The following is a 23,223-nucleotide window of genomic DNA, read 5'->3' on the forward strand; positions in this document are numbered from 1 at the left end:
TTACATCCAAGTGAACCTAAATGCATCAACGCGACGTACACCTGTTAAGCAAAGGTAAAAGTTGGCTTGAGTTGAGAGAAAAACAGTAACAAGAGTAGAAATTTGTCTTATATCTAAAATGAAAACAAGCTGCTAGCTTTGGTTATAGCAACTTTGAACTACACTCTTGTTTAATCACTAATTATTCCAAGGGACAACATAGATGGTTAAAACCTTTCGTTTGCTCGCACAGAATCAATCGTTCAACGAACTGCTCCTGGCCTCTGTGTTTATCAATCTGCTTTCACTCGCCCTGCCTTTCACCATGTTACAGATCTACGATCGTATCCTGCCCAACGAGGCGCATGGTACAGCAACGGTTCTTGTAATTGGAGTTGCCATCGCCATCCTGCTGGAGCTGATACTCAGATACGCCCGCAGCTGGCTACTCGGCGCCTCGGCGGCCAACTATGAACTGCACACCATCACCCGGGTGGTTAAACGCCTGCTCAATGCCGATTATCATCACATAGAAAACTTAGGGACAGGCAAGATCTCCCACGGCATTCACAGCATAGCGGCGATGCGCGACATCTATTCTGGACAAGCCGCCGTCGCACTGATGGATTTTCCTTTCGTGGTTATCTTCCTTGCTTTAGTCGCCTACATAGGTGGACCTCTGGTATTTATCCCCCTACTGGTCTGGCTAATCGCTGGCATAAGAGTATGGCAACTCGGACAGAAGCTCTCTCTCGCCACCAAGGAACTGAGTCTGAGTCAGGATGAACGTACCCGTCTGTTGATGCTGGTGCTCTCCGGTCTCACCACCAAGGCAATGGCGCTTGAGTCCCGCATGACCTACGCCTATAAGAAGATCAATCATCAACGTCTGGCTCAGCAAGAGGAGGTCGACTGGTTGTCGGCGAAACTTCAGGAACTGATCCAGGGCACCGCCCAGGCCACCACCCTGTGCCTGGTAATGATTGGCTGTTTTGAGGTACTTAACGGTAACCTGACCACAGGTGGCTTGGCGGCCTGTTCCATCCTGGCTGGTCGCGCCGTCGCTCCCTTAAGCGCCATCGGCAGCCTGAGGGCCAAATATGTCAGTGCCAAGGAGGCGATGGATCAGGTCAATGCTTTGATCGCAACGCCTCAGGAAACCTTTAACGGCCAGACCCGCTATCAAGAAAAGCTGCCCCTAGGCCCTATCCGTTTGGAGAGTATCTGCGCCGAAAAGACCAGCGCCCAGCTCGACAACATCAGCCTCACCATACCCGCAGGCAGCATCGCTACCGTTACCTCCAACCCCATGACACATGCCAGCCTGCTACTGAGCACCATAGGCGCCTTTCACCAGCTAGATAGCGGGCAGATAGCCATCGCGGGTGTGCCGCAGCAGGATCACGACGGCTTCGAGTACCGTCAGTCTATCTGCTACGTCCCTCCCTGGGCCAGCCTCTTCAGCGGTACCATCTTAGAGAATATGACGCTGTTTCGTCGCGAGCGTGAGGCGAGTGCCATGGTGATCGCCGACCAACTCGGCCTATCAGCCACCCTAGCGCAGCTGCCGGCAGGTTATCAGACCCAGGTTGGCAGCAATGAAAACCAGGTGCTCAACAAGGGGGCTATCAAGCTGATCGCCTTGGTGCGAGCCCTGGCACAATCCCCATCTATCCTGTTGCTGGACGAGCCCATGGTTTCACTAGATGCCGACTCTCAGAGCCGTCTGCTGCAGGTGTTAGCCGAGCGGCGCGGGCAGATGACGGTTGTCATCGCCTCCTATTTTGACGAGGTAGCAGCACTGAGTGACATGCAGATCGCTCTCGGCGAGCAGGGCGAGCTAGTCAGCCAAGTTCAAGGAGGAGAGCACTAATGAAGCAGCCCCTGGATCCGATACATCTACCTAAGTCACTGCTGATCGACCTGTTCCATCAGCTAGGCCTTAGCGTGCAGGCCAGCAACATCGACAAGAGCGATCTCAACGACAGGCTAACCCACCTAGAAGCCTATGTTTTGCTGAAGAAACATCATGTGGGAATAAAAGTACAGGCACTAGACACTAACCTCTTGGTCCACAGCGTCTACCCCTTCATCTTGCTGCCACAGGATGGCGAGCCTATGGTAGCGCGGCGCAGTAATCACAGTTTTCAATACTTAAGCCAAGATAATCAATGGCTCGCACTCGACAAACTGCCGAGCGTCGGCCATGTGTTTCTGGTCGAGAGTCTACCGGCCCAGAGCCGAAACAGCAGCGTCTTTGCCTCCCATCTCGCTAAGCTCAGGCCTTGGTATCACCCCATCTTCTGGCTGAGCCTGCTCTCCAGTCTCGGCGGATTGGCCATCCCCCTCTTTACCATGGCGGTGTACGACAGAGTCATCGGTGGTCAGGCGCCGCAGATCCTGCCAAGCATCGCCCTAGGGGCTGCACTAGCCCTGGGGATATTTGTCGCCAGTAGGCTGCTTAGAGCACAGGCTTTGGCCAATGTCAGCAATCGTTTCGCCAGGGATCTTTCTGGCATCACCTTCAATCGTCTGCTGAGTATGCCCCTTGGCCTACTCTCGCGTGTAGGACTCTCCAGTCATCTAGCTCGGATGCGCAACGCCGAGAAGGTGCGCAGTCTAGTGGCTGGCCCTGGCGGCGCTGGCCTCATCGATCTGCCCTTTACCCTCATCGCTCTGGTCGCCATCACTCTATTGAGTGGTTTTCTGGTGTTGGTGCCGCTGGCCATGTTGCTGATCTTCTACCTGGTGATGAAGGCGCTGGACAGGTTTACCCAGGCCGCCGCACCCACCATCAGCGGCGAGTATCAGAACAGCCTCAACGAACTCTCGACTCATCTGCTACCACTAAAGAGTGCAGGCGAGAGCGGCGCCTGGTACGAGCAATTTATGCGCCGCGCCCGGGAAAATTGCCGGCAGAACTTTCTCTACAGCAAGCGCGCGGGACTCAACGCAGCGGTGGCTCATGCCATGGGGCTGTTTACCGCCCTCGCCACAGTATTTACCGGCATCTTCCTGGTGCTCAACCAGAGCATCACCCCAGGGGCACTAATCGCCTGCGTGATGCTAATCTGGCGGATCACAGGGCCAGCGCAACTGGCTTTCGCCTCGCGACAAAAATTTACACTACTCAAGGGAGCGATCGACCAATTCGATCGTTTCATGGCGGTCACAACAGAGTTCAATGAACTCAGACTCGACTCACCGGACCTTAACAAAGCACCAACGCTCTCCTTCAAACACGTCACCCTTAGATACAGCGGCGACAGTGAGCCAGCACTTTCAGGCGTCACACTCGATATAGAAGCAGGCGAAACGGTGGCCATCATAGGCCCTAACGGTAGCGGCAAGACCTCGCTGCTACTCGCCACCATAGGGGTTATCGAGCCCCAGGCCGGTTTCGTCACCGTCAATGGCAAGAACCTGAAGCAGTTCGACCCTGAGATCTTCCGTCAGTGGGCCGCCTACAGCCCCACCAACAGCGAGCTCTTACCCGGCACCCTGGCGGACAACCTGCGCCTGGCCAAGCCAGAGGCCAGCGACGAAGAGCTTAAGCAGGCTATTACCTATGCCGGCGGCGCCTCGCTGCTGCAGGCGCTGAAACAGAACATAGATGCCAACCTCTTCTCCCGCGGCACCAGCATGTTCTCTGCGGTAGAGAGCAGCTATATCAGCCTGGCAAGAGCCCTGTTGAAAGGCTCCCCCCTGCTGGTGATGGATGAACCGATAGCCAATCGAAACCCTTTTGCCAGACAGGCCTTTATCAAGACCCTGAGAAACCTCAAGGGCAAAACCACAATCCTATTCACCACACATGACCATTCGCTCATTCAGCAGGCGGACAAGGTGGTGATCCTCGACAAGGGCACAGTAGTCTACGCAGGTCCGCTGCCTAACCAAGACGGTGTGACGACACAAAGTGCAACCAATCAGGACCCAACCCCCAGCATGGAGGCCTCACAAAATGAATGATAACAAACTCACTCAGCAATCCTGGCCTGAACACGAATTTACCGAGGCCGTCGAGGCGCCCGCCGAGAAACGCGCCATTCGTCGCATCACCTTCTTTATCGCCACGGCCGTCTTCATTCTGCTGATTTGGTCTATCTTCACCAACATAGAAGAGATAGCCAAGGCCAAAGGCCAGGTGGTGCCACTGGGACACAGGCAGGTGATCCAGAGCCAGACCGGCGGTACCCTGGCATCGATCGCCGTCGCCGAGGGAGACCTAGTCAAGAAGGGTGACCTGATCGCCAACTTTGTCGCCACCGACAGCCAGGCTCTCAAAGAGGAGCTTCAAAGCAAGCAGGCCAACCTGGAGCTGAAGATAGAGAGATACAATGCCTTCCTCGAAGAGCGAGAAGCAGACTTCGAAGCCTATCAGCTTGCCTTTCCCGCCCTAGTGGCCCAGCACATCAATGCCCTGGCACGTATGAATCAGGAGAAACAGGCAATTATCGCCCTGTCCGAATCTGACGTGGCTAAGTCTGAGGCAGAGTTGGCCAGTGTCGAGCAGGAGATCACCCCGCTCAAAGATCAGATCCGCTCGGTGGAACAAACCCTCAAGATGATGAACTCGGTCAAGGAGCAACAGGCAGTCTCTAAGCTCAGGATGATGGAATCACAACAAAAACTTGATTCCTATATCCGAGAACTCAAAGTCTTGGAGGGACGTAGTAGCGTACTGAAACGCAATATCGACAATCAAGAGAAACAGCTGGCCCAGAAGCAGGCAAGCCTCTTCAACGAGGTAGGCGAGAAACGCACCGACGCCCAGGCAGAGCTGCTGGGCATCATAGCGAGACTCAAATCCTCTGACTCCCAGGTGCAACAGAACCGGGTTACCTCGCCGGTGGATGGCATCATTCAATCTATCCCCAACAACTCGGCGGGTAGCGTGATCCAACCGGGCGGTACAGTCGCAGTAATCGTCCCCACCACTCCAACAGCGCTACTGGAGGCCAAGCTGTCCCCTAGAGACATAGGCTTCGTCACCGTCGGACAGAAAGCTCGCATCAAGATAGATGCCTTCGATTACAGCCGCTATGGCGCCATTGATGGGCTGGTGAAGAAGATCTCCCCCAGCACAGACGCAGACGAGAAGGGCGGCGTCTTCTACAAGGTACAGATCGCCATCGACAAACCTTACTTCGGCGACCAACCCGATAAGCTGGCGTTGATTCCCGGCATGACTGGGGAAGCCGACATAGTGACAGGCGACAAAACTGTCTTCCAATACCTGTGGAAACCCGTATTTACCAATGTGACCGAAGCCTTTGGTGAACGTTAGGAGAACGCCATGAGCCAAGATAAGCGCCCCAACAAGCCGCCTCAAGACGAATCTAGTCAGGCTAGGAATCAGGCTAAGCCGCAAACCAATTCGCAGCCAGCGAGCGAGCAGGAGCAGTTAACAGAGGCTCAGCGACGTGAACGCGAGGCGAAACGTCTCGCCAGGGCGCAAGACAAGGCGGTCGAGCAGCTCAAGGCCGAAGAGTACCGGGACGGCAAGACATCGAGCCGATTTAATCAAGATCTGGTGGCGGAGAAGCCTTGGCACACTGCCGCCAGCGCAGGCGCAGAGCCAGAGCCAATACCAGAACCAGAGTCAGAGCCAGAGCAACTAGACGCAGATCTGGCAAATAGTGCAGTTCTGGGCCCAATGGTTCAGGGCGATCAGACACCAAGCTCAACAGAATTAGACGATAAGATAACGTCAGCGGCGCAGCCACAGGAAAACCCATCTCAAGAGCTTCAGTCACAAAAAGCGCTGGCACAAGAAACTCAAACGTCAGAAGCACAAGCAAATGCGGCGCAGCCGCAAAACAAACTGGCCCACCGCGCGGCGCAGACCACGGGAATAGAGGAGTTTAGCGGCTTCGAAAAAGGCACAGCACAGCCCCCAAGTCTGACGCCCCTCGCCCATGCACTCACCTCAAGCGGCACCCTGCCCGCCTTTCAGGTGACCCTAACCACCAACGAGACGCCAACTCACAAGCCACAACTACCGAACACGGGCTCGACACAGCTTCCAAGCACACAGCAAACAGGCACTCAGCATCCAACAACTGACCGCCCCACTACCGACCCACAGGTCTCGCTGACAGGCACTGGCACTGGCACTGGCACTGGCACTGGCACTGGCACTGGCACTGGCACTGGCACGCATGAAAATCCGTTGCATATTGATAGTCAACAAAATTTTCAAACGATTAAAGAAAACAGTGTTATCGATACGGTATCAGGAAAACTCGCGGCTAGCGGCGACACCAAGGACGCCATCACCTGGTCGGTAGAGACCAGCAAGGGACAATATGGCGATCTTGTGCTCAACCCCAGCACGGGTGAGTGGCACTACCATCTCAACAACTTCGATGCCAAGACCAATGCCCTCTCCGAAGGCGAGCACCACAATGAAACCTTCACCATTACGGCAACTGACAATCAGGGCAACAGCGTCAGCAGCGTCATATGCGTCGCCGTCGAGGGCAGTAACGATCTGCCGGTGATCTCTGGCGTCCATCATGCCAGCCTAAATGAACAGGGCTCGGTTGACCGAGTATCGGGGCAATTGATCGCCACAGATCCCGACTCGGGAGACGGCGTCCATTGGGCCGTGCCCCATTCATCCGGCGTCTATGGCGAGCTAGTTATCGACCCAGATACAGGTCTCTGGCAGTATCGGCTCGATAATAGCTTCCCCAACACCCTGGCCCTACATGCGGGCCAGGTGGCCACTGAGACCTTCAGAGTCACAGCAACCGACAGCTCAGGACAACCCGTCAGCCAGATAGTGACCATAGAAGTTCACGGCACAGATCAGCGAGCCATCATCCATGGCATGGCCAGCGGCTCGGTGACAGAAGACAAAGACCTGGTCGCCGGGCAGCTACAGACATCCGGGCAACTGACGGTGATCGATCCCGATGGCGGCGATGCTCACTTCATTGCTACCACACACCAAGGGCAATTCGGCACACTTACCATCAATGATTTAGGGCACTGGACTTACACCGCCGATAACTCACAATCTGCGATTCAGGGGCTGAAAGCTGGCGAGTCGCTTACCGAAACCCTGTTTGTACACTCGGTCGATGGCACCGAGCAGAAGGTGACCGTCACCATTAACGGCACCGACGACAAGGCAGTCATTGGCGGCGCGGCCACGGGCGCTGTGACCGAGGACAAAGACCTTTACCAAGGACATCTCCGCGTTGATGGCGCGCTCACCGTTACCGATCCCGACAGCGGACAAAACCAGTTCATCGCCACCAGCCTGCAAGGCCAATACGGCACCCTGACCATCAACGATCTCGGCCACTGGACCTACACAGCCGACAACTCTCAGGCCACCATTCAGGGGCTCAAGTCAGGTGAATCACTCACCGAGACCCTGTTTGTTCACAGCGTCGATGGCACAGCGCAGAAGGTGACAGTCACCATTAACGGCACCGACGACAAGGCAGTGATTGGCGGCACGGCCACGGGCGCTGTGACCGAGGACAAAGACCTCTACCAAGGGCATTTGCGTGTTGATGGCGCACTCACCGTCACCGATCCCGACAGCGGACAAAACCAGTTTGTTGCCACCACTCTTCAAGGCCAATTTGGTACCTTGTCGATTGATTCAAATGGCCACTGGACCTACACCGCTGATAACTCACAATCTGCGATTCAAGGGCTGAAAGCTGGCGAGTCGCTCACCGAAACCTTACTGGTGCACTCGGTCGATGGTACCGCGCAGAAGGTGACCGTCACCATTAACGGCACCGACGACAAGGCGGTGATTGGCGGCGCGTCAACGGGCGCTGTGACCGAGGACAAAGACCTCTACCAAGGGCATTTGCGTGTTGATGGCGCACTCACCGTCACCGATCCCGACAGCGGACAAAACCAATTTGTAGCCACCACTCTTCAAGGCCAGTACGGCAGCCTCACTATTAACGAGCATGGCCATTGGACTTACACCGCTGATAACGCACAAGCCGCGATTCAAGGCTTAAAAACCGGTGAGTCACTCACGGATACCGTGCTGGTTCACTCGGTTGATGGCACTTCGCAAAAAGTGACTGTGACCATTAACGGCACCGACGATAAAGCGATGATTGCGGGTGCCTCAACCGCTTCAGTGACCGAGGACAAAGACCTCTACCAAGGACAACTCCGCGTCGATGGCGCGCTCACCGTCACCGATCCCGACAGCGGACAAAACCAGTTTGTTGCCACCAGTCTTCAAGGCCAGTACGGCAGCCTCACTATTAACGAGCATGGCCACTGGACCTACACCGCTGATAACGCACAAGCCGCGATTCAAGGCTTAAAAACCGGTGAGTCACTCACGGATACCGTGCTGGTTCACTCGGTTGATGGCACTTCACAAAAAGTGACTGTGACCATTAACGGCACCGACGATAAAGCGATGATTGCGGGTGCCTCAACCGCTTCAGTGACCGAGGACAAAGACCTCTACCAAGGACAACTCCGCGTCGATGGCGCGCTCACCGTCACCGATCCTGACAGCGGACAAAACCAATTTGTAGCCACCACTCTTCAAGGCCAGTACGGCAGCCTCACTATTAACGAGCATGGCCACTGGACCTACACCGCTGATAACGCACAAGCCACAATTCAAGGCTTAAAAACCGGTGAGTCACTCACGGATACCGTGATGGTTCACTCGGTTGATGGCACTTCACAAAAAGTGACTGTGACCATTAACGGCACCGACGATAAAGCGATGATTGCGGGTGCCTCAACCGCTTCAGTGACCGAGGACAAAGACCTCTACCAAGGACAACTCCGCGTCGATGGCGCGCTCACCGTCACCGATCCTGACAGCGGACAAAACCAGTTTGTTGCCACCAGTCTTCAAGGCCAGTACGGCAGCCTCACTATTAACGAGCATGGCCACTGGACCTACACCGCTGATAACGCACAAGCCACAATTCAAGGCTTAAAAACNTGCCTCAACCGCTTCAGTGACCGAGGACAAAGACCTCTACCAAGGACAACTCCGCGTCGATGGCGCGCTCACCGTCACCGATCCTGACAGCGGACAAAACCAGTTTGTTGCCACCAGTCTTCAAGGCCAGTACGGCAGCCTCACTATTAACGAGCATGGCCACTGGACCTACACCGCTGATAACGCACAAGCCACAATTCAAGGCTTAAAAACCGGTGAGTCACTCACGGATACCGTGCTGGTTCACTCGGTTGATGGCACTTCGCAAAAAGTGACTGTGACCATTAACGGCACCGACGATAAAGCCGTCATTGGCGGTACTGCTACGGCTTCAGTGACCGAAGACAAAGACCTCTACCAAGGACAACTCCGCGTCGATGGCGCGCTCACCGTCACCGATCCTGACAGCGGACAAAACCAGTTTGTTGCCACCAGTCTTCAAGGCCAGTACGGCAGCCTCACTATTAACGAGCATGGCCACTGGACCTACACCGCTGATAACGCACAAGCCACAATTCAAGGCTTAAAAACCGGTGAGTCACTCACGGATACCGTGNACCAAGGACAACTCCGCGTCGATGGCGCGCTCACCGTCACCGATCCTGACAGCGGACAAAACCAGTTTGTTGCCACCAGTCTTCAAGGCCAGTACGGCAGCCTCACTATTAACGAGCATGGCCACTGGACCTACACCGCTGATAACGCACAAGCCACAATTCAAGGCTTAAAAACCGGTGAGTCACTCACGGATACCGTGATGGTTCACTCGGTTGATGGCACTTCACAAAAAGTGACTGTGACCATTAACGGCACCGACGATAACGCCGTCATTGGCGGTACTGCTACGGCTTCAGTGACCGAGGACAAAGACCTCTACCAAGGACAACTCCGCGTCGATGGCGCGCTCACCGTCACCGATCCTGACAGCGGACAAAACCAGTTTGTTGCCACCAGTCTTCAAGGCCAGTACGGCAGCCTCACTATTAACGAGCATGGCCACTGGACCTACACCGCTGATAACGCACAAGCCACAATTCAAGGCTTAAAAACGGGTGAGTCACTCACGGATACCGTGCTGGTTCACTCGGTTGATGGCACTTCGCAAAAAGTGACTGTGACCATTAACGGCACTGACGATAAAGCCGTGATTGGCGGTGTCGATACCGGCAGTGTTACCGAAAATTCCGCCGGTAAAGATATGTCACCTGACTATGCGCAACCAGGTATGGCTCACCTTGGCCGTAACCCTCTGTATGCCAGTGGCACCTTAACCATTTCGGACTTGGATTCCGGCGAAGCAGCCTTCAACACTCACGGGGTCGGCTTCACCTACTCGGGTAAATTTGGCGATCTACTGCTGCAAGAAAATGGTCAATGGACCTATTATGCTGATGCTGGCGGTGTGCNGGATTCCGGCGAAGCAGCCTTCAACACTCACGGGGTCGGCTTCACCTACTCGGGTAAATTTGGCGATCTACTGCTGCAAGAAAATGGTCAATGGACCTATTATGCTGATGCTGGCGGTGTGCGTATTAAAGGTGGCTACGCGTCCAACAGAGGATCGACAATTGACCAGCTCGGTGAAGGGCAAAGCCTGACCGATACCATTACCGTTTATTCAAAAGATGGGACATCTCATGACATTGTTATCACCATTCATGGCAGTAACGATCGCCCCTATTGCTCATCCGAGGTCGTACTACAAAGTGGCACTGAAGATACACGCCAAACGCTGACGACCGCTCAACTGTTGGCAAACACTGTCGATGTGGATGCCAATGACGCGGGTAAACTAACTATTGAAAACCTGCACGCCGACCATGGTTCGATATTAATTAATGGTGACGGCAGCTTTACCTTCACACCAGAAAAAGACTACAACGGTGAGGTGCATTTTACTTACGATGTGAAAGATGGCCATGGCGGCATAACCCACACCGGTGCCAGCACCATCTTAGCAGCCGTCAATGATAAGGCTCAAATCGCGGGAACTAGTACAGTAAGTTTGACTGAAGATAAAAACGTTCATCAAGGAATGATCCACGCTGATGGTGTACTAACTATCACCGATCCTGACAGCGGACAAAACCAGTTTGTTGCCACCAGTCTTCAAGGCCAGTACGGCAGCCTCACTATTAACGAGCATGGCCACTGGACCTACACCGCCGATAACGCACAAGCCGCGATTCAAGGCTTAAAAACGGGTGAATCACTCACGGATACCGTGCTGGTTCACTCGGTTGATGGCACCGAACAGAAGGTGACAGTGACCATTAACGGCACCGACGATAAAGCCGTGATTGGCGGTATCGATACCGGCAGTGTTACCGAAAATTCCGCCGGTAAAGATATGTCACCTGACTATGCGCAACCAGGTATGGCTCACCTTGGCCGTAACCCTCTGTATGCCAGTGGCACCTTAACCATTTCGGACTTGGATTCCGGCGAAGCAGCCTTCAACACTCACGGGGTCGGCTTCACCTACTCGGGTAAATTTGGCGATCTACTGCTGCAAGAAAATGGTCAATGGACCTATTATGCTGATGCTGGCGGTGTGCNGGATTCCGGCGAAGCAGCCTTCAACACTCACGGGGTCGGCTTCACCTACTCGGGTAAATTTGGCGATCTACTGCTGCAAGAAAATGGTCAATGGACCTATTATGCTGATGCTGGCGGTGTGCGTATTAAAGGTGGCTACGCGTCCAACAGAGGATCGACAATTGACCAGCTCGGTGAAGGGCAAAGCCTGACCGATACCATTACCGTTTATTCAAAAGATGGGACATCTCATGACATTGTTATCACCATCCATGGCAGTAATGACCGCCCCTATTGTTCATCCGAGGTCGTACTACAAAGTGGCACTGAAGATACACGCCAAACGCTGACGACCGCTCAACTGTTGGCAAACACTGTCGATGTGGATGCCAATGACGCGGGTAAACTAACTATTGAAAACCTACACGCCGACCATGGTTCGATATTAATTAATGGCGATGGTACCTTCACTTTTACCCCAGAAAAAGACTATAACGGCGCGGTGCACTTTAGCTATGACGTCAAAGATGCACACGGCGGTATGACTCATACTGGCGCCAGTACCACTTTAGCGGCGGTACAAGATAATGCGGTTATTGCAGGCATTGATACAGGTAGTGTTACTGAAGACCTAAACCCTCATGCCAGCGTGCAAGGAAACTACGCCTATAAATTGGAGACTCAAGGCTCATTATCTGCTATCGACCCCGACAAGGATGAATCAGGCTTTGATTTTAAAACCCTTATCTCAGCAGCAACGCACCCAGAGTGGCGGCCATATTCATCATCGCTGGGTGGCCAATTGGCAATTGACCCAAAAGGAAACTGGAATTACTACATAGATAACCGCAAACCTGAAATCCAGCACTTAGGGAAAGGTGAAACCTTAACGGATACGGTGACGGTACACTCTAAAGATGGCACCACCCACGATATCGTCATTACCATCCACGGCACTAATGACGCCCCGACAGTATCAAGTGAAGTGCAGTTAAACTCAGGCAAGGAAGACTCTGTTCAAACCATTACTGCGGCTGATTTGCTGGCGCATGCAACCGATATTGATGGTAACGACCAAGGTCAGCTTACCGTCGCTAACTTGATTGCCAACCATGGCTCCATTCGAGACAACCAAGATGGCACCTTTACCTTCTCGCCAGAAAAAGACTACAACGGCGAGGTGCATTTTACTTACGATGTGAAAGATGCCCATGGTGGTATTACACATACAGGTGCTTCCACCAACCTAGCGGCCGTTGACGACAAGACTGTGTTTGGCGGTGTCTCAACTGACTCAGTTAAAGAAGACATCGATCCTGGAGTCAGCTCTTATGGCAACTTTGGCGGCAGTCGCTTCGCCGACTCACAATGGCATCAACTGACGATTACCGACATTGACAGTAAGGTCGATCAGGTTGACATTGAATTTGGCGGTAAAACGGTTACTTGGCAAGTCGGTTCGCCTCTTGATATTCAAACCAAATATGGCAAATTCGAACTAACAACATATTCTCATGGTCCGCACAAGGGGGAGCTAGTTTGGTTGTATAACGGTGATAATCGCAACCCATCAATTCAAGGTTTAAAAGAGGGCGAGTCTTTACATGAAAGTATCACCTTAGTTGCACCAGATGGCACCCGCCAGTCTCTATCGGTTGAAATTAAAGGGACCGAAGATCACGTTATCATCGATTCACCCAATCATATTGGTGATGTGATTGAGCATCAATCAACAGGCGCACAAGTCAGCGGTCAACTACAGGCTCATGATAGTGATACTCATGATTCAGTGAGCTGGGCCATTACTCAAACAACTGGGAAATATGGTGCGTTCTCAATAGATGCCAATGGTCAGTGGCACTACATTGTCGATGAGTCAAAAGCAGGAGCATTAGGGCAAGGTGATGAATGGAACGAGCATTTCACCGTTGAGGCTATATCAACCGATGGAAGCAAAGTGAGTAAAACGGTCACTGTCGTCGTGCACGGTAGTAACGATGCACCAACTGTGACCGGTGGACTTGTGTTGAGCCAAGGCAGTGAAGATAAACAGGTGATATTAACCCAACAGGATTTATTAGCTCACGCCAGTGATAGTGACCGCAACGATCAAGGCTGGCTAAAAGCCACCCACTTAACAGCCGACCATGGTTCAGTCAGCACCAATGCCGATGGCAGTTTCACCTTCACGCCAGAAAAAGACTACAACGGAGTTGTACACTTTAATTATGATGTCATTGATCGCCACGGGGGGACTACACACACAGACGCAACGATCAATTTAGTTGCTGTCAATGATGCTTCAGTACTTGCGAGTGCGTTATCTAGCAACGAAGTGATTGAAGATCATCTTAGCGGTTCCTCTTCTCATACGTTAACTTCTTATTGGAAAAACCTTGATATTACTGATACCGATGGTCAAGCCGATGCACAAATTGTCAAAATTGAAGTTAATGGTGTTGAGCATAGCGTCCCCGCAAATTTTGCAATGACTTTACAGGGGGATCACGGTTCATTTGTTACCACTCATGGATTTGATGGACATAATAAATGGCTTTATATCGCAGATAATAATCACCCTGAAATTCAACAATTAAAAGATGGTCAAAGTCTCACCGATCACATGACGTTGATCACCGCAGATGGCACACGAATTCCTATTACAGCGACGATTAAAGGCACAGAAGATAGCGTTATTATCGATACACCTGATTCGTTAACAGCATCGATTGGCACTGCCATTGAAGATCAAAAAACCACGCTATCAGGCACATTACAAGCACACGATGTTGATAAAGATGATAGCGTGCATTTTCAAACGCAGAATTTAACCGGTAATTTTGGCAGTTTCAGTGTCGCGACAGATGGTACTTGGCATTACCAATTAGATCCGGCCAAAGCACAGCACTTAACGGCGGGACAAAATCAAACAGAAGGATTTGATATTGTTGCCATTTCAAGTGATGGCTCTACAGCAACAAAACATATTCAAATAAATGTACAAGGTAGCAACGACTCTGCGATCATCGCAGGTGTCGATACTGGTTCAATTACTGAAGATCGGCACGTTTTCCCCGATTCGATGCATCATATTCAAGTGACCGGAAGCCTTTCTATATCCGATCCAGATGCTGGTGAAGATCACTTTAGGGCGTCAGGGGCATTTGGACACGAAAAAGCTATCAGTGACCCCTTCCAGGGAGAAATGCACATCGACCGTCATGGCAATTGGGATTACGTCCTAGCAAATGGCAATCCAGCGGTACAAGCCCTAAAGCAAGGTGAAACTAAAGATGTCATCTATGAGGTTCATTCTTCGGATGGCACGTCTCACCGCATTACTATTACCGTTACGGGCACTAATGATGCTCCGACTGTGTCATCGTCAGTCATATTGGCTACAGGAAAAGAAGACACGACTGTGACCTTGCAAGCTTCTGATTTGCTAGCCCATGCCAGTGATATTGACCATAACGCACAACTGAGCATACATAATTTGTCTGCCGATCACGGACAAATTGTAGACAACCACGATGGTACTTTTCGTTTTACACCTGACAAGGACTATAACGGTCCAGTCCAGTTTAGTTACCAAGTGCAAGATGAGCATGGGGCGTCTATACCACAAACCGCCTCTATTAACTTGGTGGCAGTGAACGATGTTGCAAAGATTTCAGGTGATAACAGTGCCTCTGTCACTGAGGGCGGTTCACAAGGTGCTATGCCAGATTTGACGGTTCCCCAAGGGGCTTGGCTGGCCACCATTTCTGCTGGTTTTGACTTTCCACCGGTGACCAAAAACGATCCAAACGCTGGTCGTTGGTATTCTGTAGGCGGTGATGAGGGTCCGGCAGGTGGTGCTGCTCAGGGCTTGGATCTGCAGCATGGGTTTTGGGTAATGAACATGGGAGACCCAAATTATGGTGTAAATGGCTATGCAATGTTTACGCGCGGGACAAACAGTGCCACGGCGCATTTTAATGGTGTGACCGATGATGCCCATGGTGACTTGCATATTACTGATCCAGATGCGACCCCAGACACCTTTGTTAATGTACAAAACCAAATAGGAGATCATGGTTACGGTACTTTCACGATGAAAGATGGTCACTGGTCTTTTACCGCTGGTGACAAAGCCACATCTCTGCCTGATGGTGCAAAAGCCCAAGAAACCTTTACGTTTAGAACCCATGATGGGGTGACGCATCAAGTTACGATTAATCTGACGGGAACCGACACACCTTCTGAATTTAAAGGAGACTTCTCAGGAAATTTAAGGGAAGGAAATGTAGGGGATATTGCTGCGGTGCACGGCAGTATTTCCATCACCGACCCAGACACCAATCAAACACCAACGCTTCCAGACATGCCATCCACATCGGGTGACAATGGTTACGGCTACTTTACTATGCATAATGGGCATTGGGAGTACACACTTGATCAAAGCAAAGTGCAACATGTTGGCGCTAAAGAGACGGTACAAGATAAGATCACGGTGACCGCCAGTGATGGAACCAAACATGACATTGTAGTCACAATTCAAGGAACCAACGATGCACCAGTTGTGAATGGGCAAACCTTTATCACGCCGCAAAATGGTAATACACCGATCGCTTTACGTGATTTGCTGGCTAATGTTCGCGACCCAGATACGCATGACAATCAGCATTTAAGTGTCAGCCACTTACAAGCAGACCACGGCACCATTACTCCTGATGGACATGGAGGTTATCTATACCATCCTGAAAATGGATACAAAGGGCCGGTAGACATCAGTTATCAGGTCACCGACCCTGAAGGAGCTTCAGTGTCTGTTCATGCCAGTATGGGCAGTGCGCCAACGGCAAGCTCCGGGATCATTCAGATGCATGAAGATTCCCCACATACCTTTACTGCTGCAGAGTTCAGTGCGGACAATTTTGATCAGCTCACCATCAGTTCTTTACCTGATGTAACACACGGCACTTTGACGTTCAATGGGCAGCCTGTGGCAGCTGGACAACATATCGACACAGCCCACATTGACCAGCTTGTTTTTACACCAGCGCAAAACTACCACGGTGATGCCAGCTTTGGATTTACCGTGAGTGAAAATGGCATGCAGTCGGCAGCGGCTTCAGGTCATATTACGGTAGACAGCGTCACCGATGCAGCGTCGATTTCGATGCATCTGAGCGCGACTGAAGCAACCATGCAATCAGGACAAGGGAATGGGCTTGCTGTTACTCGCTTGGATGGTTCTCACCTTACCCATCAGACTTCACCAGAATTAACCGCTGAAGTCGTGGTTAAAATTCCTTCAGGCTCACACCTTAATAAAGAATCCGTTTTAATACAATTTGGTAATGCTGTCGCCAAAGGTGAACAACAAGGAGCTGCAGCAGTATGTAAAATTTATTCAGACGACAGTCATACCAACACGTTAAATACATTTACGGTCACCAACCCACAAAACCTTACTATTTGGCTACCGGGACATAAACCAATTCAAACAGGTATTGATATTACTCAAAACCATGATCCACATCGACTCACCTTCTCAGTAAATACTGCATCGCATAGCGCCACTGTTTATCAAGATGGTCAACCTGTCTTTCACACCAACAGTGCTCAGATATGGCATGATAGTGATTTAGGCATGAATAGTTACAACACTGCTGGAGATGATGCACAGATTTTTGGAAATCCTACCTTTTGGTTTAACCACCAAGGTCGTGGGGGAGACCATATACCAATCTTTATTGCAAAAGCAGTAGGACATACTGGGGTTAATTTAGGTGATGGGTTACACCCACTGATGAATGAAAATGGGCAGGTAATGTACAGCGATGGGCAGATGAAAGCGCCTGCGAGTGATTTAAGTGTGCAAGCTGTATTTACCAGTGCTGTCATTATGCAAGGAGAAGTAACAGCCCAACAGGTAGCCTCTGGACCATTAAGTGAATCAACACCAGGAATTGGTTCTGGCAGGGTTTTACTGGAATTAGGCATCCAAGGCGGGCAACTAGTCGATCATACAGGACACCAAACCGATGCATTGGCACATCACACTTTGAATACACCACAAATAGGGGGGAATCCATTCCATCACGATCTGAACCTGGATGTGCAGCCCAATGATCCGGATGATCATGTTACAAGCGTTAAGCTAACTGGCCTTCCGGATGGTACAACTCTTGATGACGGCCATGGACACACTGCTACAGTTCAGAATGGCCAAGCAGTCGAAGTGCAAGATTGGCATCGTTCAAGCATTGAGGTTGTACTCCCTAAAACTGCACCAACTGGAGATGTCCCCTTACATGTAGAAGTCACCACCACAGGGCCTGATGGCACTACGGCAACCAGTGCGGCGGATAATCATCACTACAGCACCGATACTACGGCCATTAGGGTTAACCCAATCACCAGCGACAATGTCATTGAAGGCAGCGAACACCAACAAGCGATTGATATAACCGGTACAGTATCTGGCGTTGAAGATGGGCAAACAGTTACTGTAACGATTGCGGGTCAGCAGCATCAAGCCGTGGTAACTCAAGGCGCTTGGCACACATCATTAACCGCAGCGGAGGTTCAGGCGCTGCCTGGGGGAACGGTTGATATCAGCGCATCGGTTCAAGATTTAGCGGGGAATTTAGCATCAATACACAGCCCTCTGTTTATTAGCGATAGCGCTAACCCTGTACCCACTTTGAGCTTTAAGACCCCCCCTACACCAACAGGTAGTGGTAGCATTGGCTCACATATCTCAGGCGATCTCATTGCTCCGCCATTGCTTCAGCAACTCACCCCTAACCTATCCACCAAGGGCGCATGGGCAATAGATGACGGTCATGGACACCCCACACACAGTCTTAAGGGGCAATACGGCACCCTTACCATAGACCCAGATACAGGCCACGTAGACTATCTCTATAACCAAGAACCAACACCAGGCGACAAGGCTGCGGGCGGCACCCACTGGGCGGGCGAGACCATCTCAGAAACCCACCACGATATCTTCCACATCCTCTACCATGACAGCCACTCCTCCAATGTGGATGTGGAGGTGAATCTGGATATCACCTATATCCATGGCCATAGTGGCCACAACCAACAGTCGACCCAGTTGGTGGACATGACGGTCACTCCTGTCACCATGAGTCCGGCCCCACCACCACCGCCGCCTGAGCTGAATGATACCCCCCAATGGGATGGTAATCAGGACGTTAGCGATGATGCCCCTGTCATCATCCAGGCAAACGAAAACGAGGCAGAGGATAAACATGCACAACGCGCAGCAGCTCAAGATGAGGAGCCTGTTAATCAGCCCCATGAGCAGATGACAAGTGGTGCCGACCCCTCTCATGCAGAGGCAGACCCCCAGCCATTGGCGGCCGCTACGCTCGCCCCTGTGGATCACTATCTGCAGATGATAGGACTTAGCCAGCAAGATCTGGCGCTGCTTGATAACCACACCAGGTCTCAAGCTGATCTGGATACGCCGCCGATGCCGGCAGAGCAGTTCGACGCCGACGCTCTCACCCTGACTCAGGTAGATCACTTCGACAATCCGCTGCTGGATCACCATGAAAAAGAGGAGCTAAAGCATAGGGGCATAGATATCGACGACCCAGTAGAGGAGCACCATGCCAACGCTAATGACGACGAGCTGCTGCACAACGCCTTAAACGATATGCATAACCAGTTCTAAGATAAAATAAAGGCCCGCTTGCGGGCCTTTTTGTCGATAGATGCCCTTAGCCACTAGAATCATTAGTGCCTTAACGCGCATCTCAGAAGTAATGTAGCCATATCCTTCCCCTAAGAAAGGTGCGAACAAGTCGTCGCGCAGCTCTGGCTTTGATAGCAGCGACAGTTCAAAGCATGCAACTTCAGCATGCCTAGCCCTGCTGAAGTTGAATAACGCCGAAATAGTGTTTCTATCAAAGCCCCACCTTCATCTAACCCTAACCAGCGTCATGAACGATAAAAGCAGGCGAATATCACTCGTTTCTTCTGATTTGTTAACACAAGCAGCAGACATGGGCCCGATCACAAAGTTACTTGCATGAAGAAGCCTAGGAAGATTAGCAATGATTAATTTGAGATCTCTTGACCCAATATCACCGACCTATGTGACAACTTGTCTCACCCTTGTTAGCCAAATGGCCCATTATGGCTCGGTTTTACCGATAAAAGCCTACAAAAAACATGGCATTAAATTTGCCGTGAAATAAGTGATGATTTCCCACGGCAAGCAATATGAGATGTAACACCCAAGACAACAACCCGCTACACAAACACATAGGAGAATTCAGCGGCGCCTTCGCCGATCTAGGCACCTTTCTGCCACTGGTGCTCGGCCTGATCGCCATCAACCATTTCTCCCCACAGGGGATCTTTCTCGGCTTCGGCCTGTTCGCCCTCTTTACCGCCTACTTCTATCGTCGGCCCATTCCAGTGCAGCCGATGAAGGTGATCGCGGCGCTGGTGATCGCCCAGGGACTGACGCCCGGTATGCTGCAGGCCAGCGGTATCCTGATGGGACTCATACTCTTGCTGCTGGCCTATAGCGGCGCCATCGGCTGGATGGCCAAACAGCTGTCACCCGCGGTAAGCATAGGCATACAACTAGCCATCGGCCTGCAACTCATCTGGATGGGCGGGCAGATGATGAGCGGCACTTGGCTCATCGGCATACTGGCCTTCAGCGCCCTGTTTATGAGCCGTTTCATGCCGCTTCCCTATCTGGCCATGCCCCTGGTGTTAGGGTTAGGCGTGCTGTGGCAGGCAAATCAGGGCTCGGCTCCCAGCTTTAACTTGCCCGCCACTACAGACTGGCAACTGGGCTGGCCCAATATCGACGAGTGGCAATCTGCCGCTCTGCTGTTGGTGCTACCGCAGCTGGCACTCACACTCACCAATGCGGTGATCGCCACATCGGCCATGGCCGGTGAGAAGTTTCCCCAAGATAGGCTGATCGATGACAAACGTTTCTCGCCGCAGCGTCTGGCCACCAGCTCGGGCTGGGCAAACCTGCTGCTGGCCCCACTAGGCGCCACGCCCATGTGCCATGGCGCGGGCGGCCTGGCGGTGCAATACCATTTTGGTGCCAGAAGCTGGCGTGCCCCAGCCCTGTTCGGTATCTGCTGCCTGCTAGTCGCCCTGTGCTGGGGCGACACCATAGCCCAGGTGCTGTCCCTGATCCCCCTGGCGATTCTAGGGAGCCTATTGGCAATCGCCGGCCTACAACTGGCCTGGTCGAAACGCTTCCTCGATGGCAAACCCTTCTGCATCTTTGTGATCTTATCCACCGCCGCCGTCTGCCTGACCATCAATACCGCCGCCGGACTCGCCGTAGGGGTGATATTGGAAATGGGCCGCCGGCAGTGGCACCTGATCTCTGATCTCAGGCACTGAGTCGATTAATCCCCTAGCCTTTGTACTAATCCTTGGGGCTAAGGGAATACCTCCCATCAGAATTTTATTATGCCTAACTCGCAGCGGGATAATCCGTATATCCCGCCGCGCCACCGCCAAACAATGGGCCCTTGTCGAAGCTTGCCAGCGGCAACTTGTGCTGCAATCTGTGGGGCAGGTCCGGGTTGGCGATAAAGGGACGACCGAAGGCCACCAGATCCGCATACCCCTTACTTAGCACCTCGCTGGCTCTGGCAAGATCGTAGCGTCCTGCAACGATAATAGTGGCGTCGAACAGGTTGCGTAGCTGCACCCTGAAAGACTCGGGGATCTGCGGCGCATCATCCCAATCCGCCTCTGACAGATGAATATAGGCGATCCCTATCTTCGACAGCGCGCCGGCTGCCAGCAAGATGGTATCGACAATCTCCGGGCAACTCATGTCCTTAAAGGTCACGAAGGGGGCAAGACGCACGCCGACCCGCTCGGCGCCTATTCTTTCGCTCACGGCAGCGACTATCTCAAGCAGGAAGCGAATACGTTTCTCACCGCTGCCGCCGTAGGCATCGCGGCGCTTGTTAGAGTTGGTGCGCAGGAACTGATCGATGAGGTAACCATTACCGCCGTGGATCTCCACCCCATCGAAGCCGGCGGTCACCGCATTGCTCGCCGCATCGGTAAAGTCCTTCACCACACGGTCGATATCCTCCTGGGTCATCTCTCTGGGCATAGGGCAATCTACCATCTGCCCCTCGGGGTGCGCAGCATCGACCACCCAGACCTGAGTCCCTTGCGGCTTGATGGCCGAGGGTGCCATGGGCGCCTCGCCACCCTGAAAGACAGGATGAGACACCCGGCCCACATGCCAGAGCTGATTGAAGATCTTGCCGCCCGCACTGTGCACCGCATCTGTCACCTGACGCCAGCCGTCGATCTGTGCCTGGGTATAGATACCTGGGGTGAAGGAATATCCCTGGCTATCGCCTGAGATCTGGGTCGCCTCGGTTACTATTAGCCCCGCCGAGGCGCGCTGGGCGTAGTAGGTGGCCATCATCTGGTTGGGCAGATTGCCCGGCTGGCTGGTGCGTGAGCGGGTCATGGGCGCCATCACGATACGGTTGGCCAAGGTATGCTGGCCCATCTGGTAGGAGTTAAAGAGTTTCATCGGGTTTCCTTATGCCGACAGGTCGCGGCAGATGCAGTTCAAGTTGTTTCGATGAAACAGAGTCTATTACCCGTTACATAATTTGATAATTAGGCTAGTATTGAAATCATTTTCAAAAAATTTTTGATATGTATCATCTCAAAGACCTGCAACTGGCGATCCGCATCGCCGACCTGCACAGCGTATCGGCCGCCGCCCGTGAGCTGGGTATGACACCGGCATCGGCTAGCGCCGCCCTGCAGCGCCTGGAACATAAGCTCAACTGCCAGCTATTTGCTCGCTCGACCCGCAACATGCAGCTCACCGAGGAGGGACAGGCCTTCATCGACACCGGGCGTCAGGCCCTCAATCTATTGCAAGGCGCCAGCGACGCCCTCGCCGACAAGCGAGGCGAACTCAGGGGCGAACTGCGTATCGCCCTGCCCTCAGATCTCGGCCGCAACCGCGTCAGAGGCTGGCTGGACGAGCTAGCGGCCCAGGCGCCCGAGTTAACTCTGCGCCTCTATTTTGGCGATCAGATGGAAGACCTCATCGCCCAAAATGTCCATCTGGCGTTGAGATACGGCGAACTGCCAGACTCCTCCCTGATGCGTCGGCAACTGGCACGTATGCACAGGGTGGCAGTCGCCGCCCCGGACTACTTAGCACGACATGGCCGCCCCAGCCATCCCCAGCAGCTAAGCCAACATAAGATCTTGCTGCTCAACCGGGGGAACACCCCATGGCATAAGTGGCACTTTGCCGACAAACAAGCACCGCTGGAGGTAGAGCTTACGGGGATTAAGAGTTGCAACGACGGCGCCGTCATCAAGGAGTGGACGCTCGCCGGTGAAGGGATCGCCTACAAGAGTTGGTTCGATGTGGCTCAAGAGGTAACAGAGGGCAGGCTCGAACTCCTGCTGGCAGATTATCTGGCCGAGCCGATCCCGCTACAGCTCACCTACCTGCAGACAGATTATCCCAGCCATAAGGTCCGCACCTGTATCGAGTTTCTCAAACAGAAATGCCAGGCGTTCGACAGCCAATATCCGCAGCCAAAGTCCTAGAGCTGGGTTATTTAACAGTTTTTTAAATAGCCTCCTAGGACAAGCAGCTATATAAGCCCCGGACCCCAGATACGAAAACGCCGACCCAGATACAAACCTTAGGGTCGGCGTTGTTCAAAACGAGTGAGTTA

At 52.6% G+C, this 23,223-nt stretch carries 8 protein-coding genes; 7 read left to right on the forward strand and 1 reads right to left on the reverse strand.

Annotated features, from left to right (window positions below; translation table 11 throughout):
- Positions 1 to 202 precede the first annotated feature (202 nt).
- The 6 genes from L1D43_RS14655 (at position 203) to L1D43_RS14680 (ending at position 20,881) form a co-directional block, all read left to right on the forward strand.
- On the forward strand, positions 203 to 1,852 hold the full coding sequence (locus L1D43_RS14655; RefSeq protein ID WP_239852694.1) for an ABC transporter transmembrane domain-containing protein: 1,650 nt from the start codon (positions 203 to 205) through the stop codon (positions 1,850 to 1,852).
- Positions 1,852 to 3,951 carry an ATP-binding cassette domain-containing protein gene (locus tag L1D43_RS14660; RefSeq protein ID WP_239852696.1) on the forward strand — a complete coding sequence of 700 codons (2,100 nt, stop codon included), beginning with the start codon at positions 1,852 to 1,854 and terminating at the stop codon, positions 3,949 to 3,951. The genes L1D43_RS14655 and L1D43_RS14660 overlap by 1 nt, the downstream gene beginning before the upstream one ends.
- Positions 3,944 to 5,269: an HlyD family type I secretion periplasmic adaptor subunit gene (locus L1D43_RS14665; RefSeq protein WP_239852698.1), complete on the forward strand. Its 1,326-nt coding sequence runs from the start codon at positions 3,944 to 3,946 to the stop codon at positions 5,267 to 5,269. The genes L1D43_RS14660 and L1D43_RS14665 overlap by 8 nt, the downstream gene beginning before the upstream one ends.
- Positions 5,270 to 5,278: 9 nt before the next feature.
- The gene (locus L1D43_RS14670) at positions 5,279 to 9,025 is read left to right on the forward strand and encodes a VCBS domain-containing protein (protein ID WP_239852700.1); all 3,747 of its coding nucleotides are present in this window, start codon (positions 5,279 to 5,281) and stop codon (positions 9,023 to 9,025) included.
- Positions 8,955 to 19,172 carry a VCBS domain-containing protein gene (locus L1D43_RS14675; RefSeq protein WP_239852702.1) on the forward strand — a complete coding sequence of 3,406 codons (10,218 nt, stop codon included), beginning with the start codon at positions 8,955 to 8,957 and terminating at the stop codon, positions 19,170 to 19,172. The genes L1D43_RS14670 and L1D43_RS14675 overlap by 71 nt, the downstream gene beginning before the upstream one ends.
- 551 nt (positions 19,173 to 19,723) lie before the next feature.
- Entirely contained in the window at positions 19,724 to 20,881 is a 1,158-nt protein-coding gene (locus tag L1D43_RS14680) for a putative sulfate/molybdate transporter (RefSeq protein WP_239852704.1), read from the forward strand.
- Between the two features lie 73 nt (positions 20,882 to 20,954).
- Here L1D43_RS14680 and L1D43_RS14685 read toward each other — a convergent pair whose 3' ends face one another.
- Positions 20,955 to 22,046, reverse strand: coding sequence for an alkene reductase (locus tag L1D43_RS14685; RefSeq protein ID WP_239852708.1), 1,092 nt, complete (start codon positions 22,044 to 22,046; stop codon positions 20,955 to 20,957).
- A gap of 128 nt (positions 22,047 to 22,174) precedes the next feature.
- On the opposite strand from L1D43_RS14685, the gene L1D43_RS14690 reads away from it, so the two are divergent.
- On the forward strand, positions 22,175 to 23,092 hold the full coding sequence (locus L1D43_RS14690) for a LysR family transcriptional regulator (RefSeq protein WP_239852710.1): 918 nt from the start codon (positions 22,175 to 22,177) through the stop codon (positions 23,090 to 23,092).
- Positions 23,093 to 23,223 lie beyond the last annotated feature (131 nt).

This window comes from Shewanella sp. Isolate8 (genome assembly GCF_022398495.1).
In the GTDB taxonomy this organism is placed as follows: domain Bacteria; phylum Pseudomonadota; class Gammaproteobacteria; order Enterobacterales; family Shewanellaceae; genus Shewanella; species Shewanella aquimarina.